Genomic DNA, 5,215 nt, shown 5'->3' with positions numbered 1-5,215 from the left:
GCCCGGGCAAAGCCCTGGATCTGGGGCAGACCCGCACCGCCAACTCGCTTACTGCGACGCCGATACGTGTACGCCGTTTGAGGAACCCAGCACTAAAGCTCGGTGCCCCCGACTCGTTCCACGGCCAGGCCCGCCTCGACCTGGTCGACGCCGGCACCGCGAAGGCAGCGACCCATGTCGCCTACGACGGGGGCGAGGGCCACCCCTGGTATCCGCCGGAGGTGGTGCTGATCGGCAACCGCGCCGCCATCACGCCCCACGAGGCGGTGGCCGGACCCGGGTCCGGCCCGGACGGCGAATACCGCACTGAGCCCGACGCGACCGCGGCAGCCGAGGACGACGCCGACGTCCACGCCGCCCTGGAGACCCGCTGGCTGGCCCAGCCCGCCCACATCGAGGCGCTCCTCGACGGCGCCACCGGCGTGCGCGCCGAACAGGACGGCGGCACCCGCACCCTCACCGGCAGCACCCCGCTGCGCGCCCTGGCAGCCGACCCGGCCGTCGGCGCCCTCTACCTCCCCTACGCGACCGACCGCCCAGCAGCACCGTCCGCTTCACCCTGGTCGTCACCGCGCGTGACCTGCCCAAGAGCCTCAAGACCCGGGTGCCTACGGCGGCCGACACGGCGACCAGCGACGAGTCCTTCCAGGTGAAGAACCACGACTGGGCCGAAGGCGAGCCGATCACCACCCACCGCCACCGACTGAGGCGGGCCGACTCGTGCGGCTGCGAGCCGCACGAGCAGGACGTCAGCTCGGCCAGACAGCGGTTCTCGCGCGTGTCATCAGCAGCGTCGACGCACCCGCACCACAAGGCCCCGGGAGACCGCCGTCCGTCCCTGGGGCGCTGGTCGGCTCGCTCCGTACCCGGCCGTCACACACCGGCCCCATACGTTGGTCACGCTCGACCCCGCCACTCAGCTCGGCGTCTACACCGACCGCACCGGCCAGGTGATCGAGATGGGCAAGCACGGCACCAGCAGTGCCACCGAGACGCAAACGACCACGAACTCCGACTCCGCGCCTGACCAGGGGCACGACCAGGACGACGAGCAGGACTGACCTGTGGCCGGAGACAAGTCGGCGCTCGTGGCCACTGAAGCGGACGATGCCACCGCCGACATGGTGATCACCGGGCTGAACCGGCGAAACGTGCCGGTGGCCAGGTTCAATCCCGCCGGCATCGGCGAGAACCTGACGCTGTCGGTTCGGTACCTCCGTGGCCGGATGGCTCCGCACCCCATCGCGGGCCGTGGACCTGACCCAGATCCGGTCGGTGTACTGGCGCCGCCCGGTGTGGCCCGCCTTCGACCAGCTCGCTCCTGACGATGCGCGTTTTGCAACCGCCCAGGTCCGCTACGGGCTCGGCGGCACCCTGTATGCTCTCGACGGCCCGCTGTGGGTCAACCACCCGCTGCACAACGCCGCCGCCAACTACAAGCCCGCCCAGCTCGCCGTTGCTCAGCGGCTGGGCTTCACGCTGCCAGCGACCCTGGTGACGAATGACCCGGACGAGGCGCGCGCCTTCATCGACTGCCACGATCGAATGCTCTTTAAGACGCTCCGGTGGACGCCTTACCAGCGAGAGGGCGTTCCCGTTACGGGATGGGCCGACCCGGTCGCCGCGGCAGAGATCGACGAAAGCGTGCAAATGGTGCCGCACCTGTTCCAGGCCGTGGTGGACAAGGTGGCCGACCTGCGCGTCCTGGTGGTCGGCCGCAACGTGTTCACCGTACGGATCGACTCGGGGATGCTGGACTGGCGCAAGGACTACTCGGCCCTGTCCTACAGCGTGGTGGACCTGCCCGACCGCATGAAGAAGGCCCTCTGCGCGTACCTGGACCACTTCGGGCTGGCCTCGGGGAGCTTCGCGACCTCGCCGTGGATGGGGCCGGCGGCCTGTGGTGGCTGGAGCTGAACCCCAATGGACAGTGGGGCTGGCTGGAGGAGGCCACCGGTCTTGCCATGTCCACCGCATTCGCTGAACTGCTGAGGCAAGGAGCCACCCCATGACCGACACCGCCACACAGCGGCGCGCCCTCGCCGAGCGACTCACGCAAGCCGGCGTGCTCACCAGTCCCCACTGGCGGGCAGCGGTCGAGGCCGTCCCCCGAGAGCTGTTCCTGCACCCCGGGGTCTTCCTGCCCGCAGAGGGCAGCCGGTGGAAGCCCGTCACGGCCGAGGCGAGCGACCCCGATGAATGGATGGAGATCGCCTACCGCGATGAGTCTTTGACCACCCAGCTCGACGGGTACCTCACTGCGGATCAGACCAGTGACCTGGTGTCGGGTTCCCCGACATCGTCGTCCACCACACCGGTCACCGTTGTGGACATGCTGGAAAAGCTGGAGGTCGAAGACGGTCACCAGGTGCTGGAGATCGGTACAGGCACCGGCTACTCCGCTGCCTTGCTGTGCTTCCGGCTCGGGGAGGACAACGTCACCACGATCGAGGTGGACCCAAACGTCTCGGCCCGTGCGGATGCGGCGCTGGAGAGGGCCGGGTTCTCGACGTGGACCGTCACCGCAGACGGCCTGCTCGGCCACCCCCGCCGCGCCCCCCTACGACCGCGTCATCTCTACCTGCGCGGTGCGCCGCATCCCGTACGCCTGGATCAGACAGACCAAGCCGGGCGGTCTCGTCCTTGCCACGGTCGGCGGGTCCTGGCACTACGGCACCGGCCTGGCGCAGGTCACCGTCGGCGAAGACGGCACCGCCGAAGGGCGGATCATCGGCCGCTCCTCGTTCATGCAGGCCCGCTCCCAGGCGGAAGTACCGATCACCGGTGACTTGTCCGCCCGTACCGCCTACGCCGACAGCGAGCGCGCCTGCAAGATGTCACCGCTGCTGCTGCAGGAGTAGATGCCGGCCTTCATCGCACAACTTGCCGCTCCCAGAGCCCAGTTCCTCCGCGCCACGTCGCTGGACGGGAAGCGGCTGCTGCACCTCTTCGACCCGGACCGCGAGTCATTCGCGAGTTTCACGGAGACCAGTGGAACCTGGGCAGTCCGCCAAGGCGGCCCGCTGCCCCTGTGGGACACCATCGAACAGGCCCTCACCGCCTGGCAGGACGCAGGCACCCCCGACATCACCACAGTGCAGCTGCGCATCACGAAAGAGACCCACACCTACTGGATCGACAGTCACCCCCCGCTCCGCTGGCAACACCACCTCCTGAGAGGTGTCAGTGTCACATCCCTTGATCGGTGACGTGCTGTAACGGATGGGTGTGCCGGTTCGTTGAGTACCGGGACAGCTTAGAGTGGCAACGTGGGGGGGGAGGCCCGCCGCCGCCATGCGCTTCTTGAGAGATGTGCTCGACCTCGTCGTCCAGAAGGTCTGTGCCGGAGCCGTGGTGGCGGTGTCGCCGTCCTTGTGGACGCGTCGCGAGCAGTGGCCGGAGGGTGGAGCTGGCGCTTTGGACCAGGCATCAATACCGCCTGACCGGGAACGGACTGTGCTTCAAGTGCTGGTGGCGCGAGGCAGGGGACCACATCCGCGCCTGCGAGGGCGGCGGGTGCCCCAACTTCGGCCGGCTCCTCGAAGAGCCGTCGCCGCGGCTGTGACCTGATGGGCTCGTGCCTGTGAGCCCGTCCAGAGGCCTGGGCTGGAATGATTCCCGGATGACTTCGTCGGTGGCCCAGTCCTGGACCCGTATCGAGATGTGGCTCGTCCGGCACGCGCCCGGCACGTTCGCGGCTCTGGAGCCTCCGGCGCAGGTCTCAGCCATCGCAGCGGCTGGGGAGGTCTCATCGCCCAGTCGCTTCCCGAGCCGCTGCTGCGGCACATCGGCACGGGCGATGACGATCTGCTGCCCCCGTTCTGGAGGCTGCTCAGCGTGCGGAACATCGCCAGCGAATGGCAGCTGGGCCTGAGGATCTACCGCGATGTATTCGAAGGCACCGAGGAGAACGACCCCGACCAGGACTTCGGACCGTGGTGGCACTGCCACTGGATCCACTTCGCCGGTGACGGCGGCGGCGACAGTCTCATCATCGACCAGCGTCCGCACCATCACCGCCGCGGACGGATCGGCGAGGCCGACCACGAGCAGGGGACCCGCTTCGGCTCACACTCCATGTGACCGTCACTGCCGGCGCTCCTGGACGCGACAGTCACGGCCTTGGAGACAGGTATGGCGGTCGATGGTTACCGGTAGTTCGTTAAATCCGGCGGTAGAGGTCAATGCCGTGTCCGGTGGTGACCGCGTCGATCAGGACCTGGAGCTCGGAGGGCGGGTCCTTGTCGGTCCAGGCTCGCCACCAATGGGTGAGAGTGACGGCGGGGGTGAGCCAGGAACGGATCGCCCGTAAGGCCCTGGGCCAGCAGGGCTGTTGGTGCTGGTGGGACGTGGGCGGGCCCCCTCTCTGGCCGCTCGCTGGGACACGGGTCCGGCCCGGTGGCATCCACGGGGCCGGGCGGGGCGGACCACTGGTCCCAGCAGAAGGAGAACGCGCAGTTGACCAGGGTCTGGTGGCGACGGATGGCGCGGTCGGAGCGGACCTGGAAGTCGGCCCAGCCGAGCTCGTCCTTGACCTGCTTGTAGCTCTGCTCGATCCAGGGCCGCAGGCCGTAGAGGCGGACGATCTCGGTGAGGTCGGCCGGCGGGTGCGGGCCGGTGGCGGCGTGGGGTGCGTCGGGGTGGGGCAGGTTGGTGGCCAGGTACCAGGTGGCCTTCTCCGGCAGGGTGGCTGGATCGGTGGTGGCCACGACCAGTCGGCAGGGTGAGTCGGGGCCATACCCGCCCAGGCGGGCGTCGGCGGCCCACCAGGTCTGGGTGTGTCCGTCGCGGAAGTGCCGCTCTACCGGTGTCCAGTCGCCGGGATGGTCGGCGTTCTTCCACGTCATAGCGTGTGCGGCGTCGATGGGGGTGTGCGGCTGGCCGGCCGGGCCCCAGGTGCCGCGATGCGGTTTGAGGGCTACCACGTAGGCCAGGCCGGCCGCCCGCAGTGCCAGGTACCAGTCGTCACTGACGGAGTAGGCGCAGTCGGCGACCACCGCCCGGCAGCCGAAGCCCGCTTCCTTCCCGCGGACCGCCAGAGCGGCGGCCAGCTGCGGTTTCGTGCGGAAGGCCGGATCGGACCGGGCGCGGGCGAAGTGGTGTCGGCGTACAAGTGAACGTGGCCCTGGCAAGATTTTCGTGAAGCGGGGGTGTGCTCCCGTGCGCCGGTGACGCTCCGTCACCGATAGCGGGATGGTCGGCGAGTGTGATGACC

3 protein-coding genes and 3 pseudogenes are annotated in these 5,215 nt (G+C 69.1%); 5 read left to right on the top strand and 1 reads right to left on the bottom strand.

The annotated features are described in order from the left end of the window. The 5 genes and pseudogenes from ACFVYR_RS38085 to ACFVYR_RS38065 all read left to right on the top strand — a co-directional run. Positions 1-653: hypothetical protein (locus ACFVYR_RS38085; protein WP_384263912.1), on the top strand; the 653-nt coding region annotated here is incomplete at its 5' end. 189 nt (positions 654-842) lie between these two features. Then, a pseudogene (gene tgmA / locus ACFVYR_RS38080) lies at positions 843-1,061 on the top strand (putative ATP-grasp-modified RiPP); the annotation flags it as partial. Between the two features lie 3 nt (positions 1,062-1,064). After that, positions 1,065-2,012: pseudogene (gene tgmB / locus ACFVYR_RS38075) on the top strand (ATP-grasp ribosomal peptide maturase). Beyond that, positions 2,009-3,209, top strand: a pseudogene (tgmC, locus tag ACFVYR_RS38070) (ATP-grasp peptide maturase system methyltransferase). The pseudogenes tgmB and tgmC overlap by 4 nt, the downstream one beginning before the upstream one ends. 454 nt (positions 3,210-3,663) lie before the next feature. Next, on the top strand, positions 3,664-4,083 hold the full coding sequence (locus ACFVYR_RS38065; protein WP_384263915.1) for an SMI1/KNR4 family protein: 420 nt from the start codon (positions 3,664-3,666) through the stop codon (positions 4,081-4,083). A gap of 98 nt (positions 4,084-4,181) precedes the next feature. On the opposite strand, the gene ACFVYR_RS38060 is transcribed toward ACFVYR_RS38065, so the two are convergent. Next, a complete protein-coding gene (locus ACFVYR_RS38060) occupies positions 4,182-5,132 on the bottom strand; it encodes a transposase (protein ID WP_389614003.1) in 951 nt (316 codons plus the stop codon). Positions 5,133-5,215: the final 83 nt, after the last annotated feature.

The sequence above is a fragment of the Streptomyces sp. NPDC058284 genome, assembly GCF_042881135.1.
Classification (GTDB): domain Bacteria; phylum Actinomycetota; class Actinomycetes; order Streptomycetales; family Streptomycetaceae; genus Streptomyces.
The sequence above is the reverse complement of the archived record's forward strand: the minus strand, read 5'-3'. Positions and strand labels throughout refer to the sequence as shown.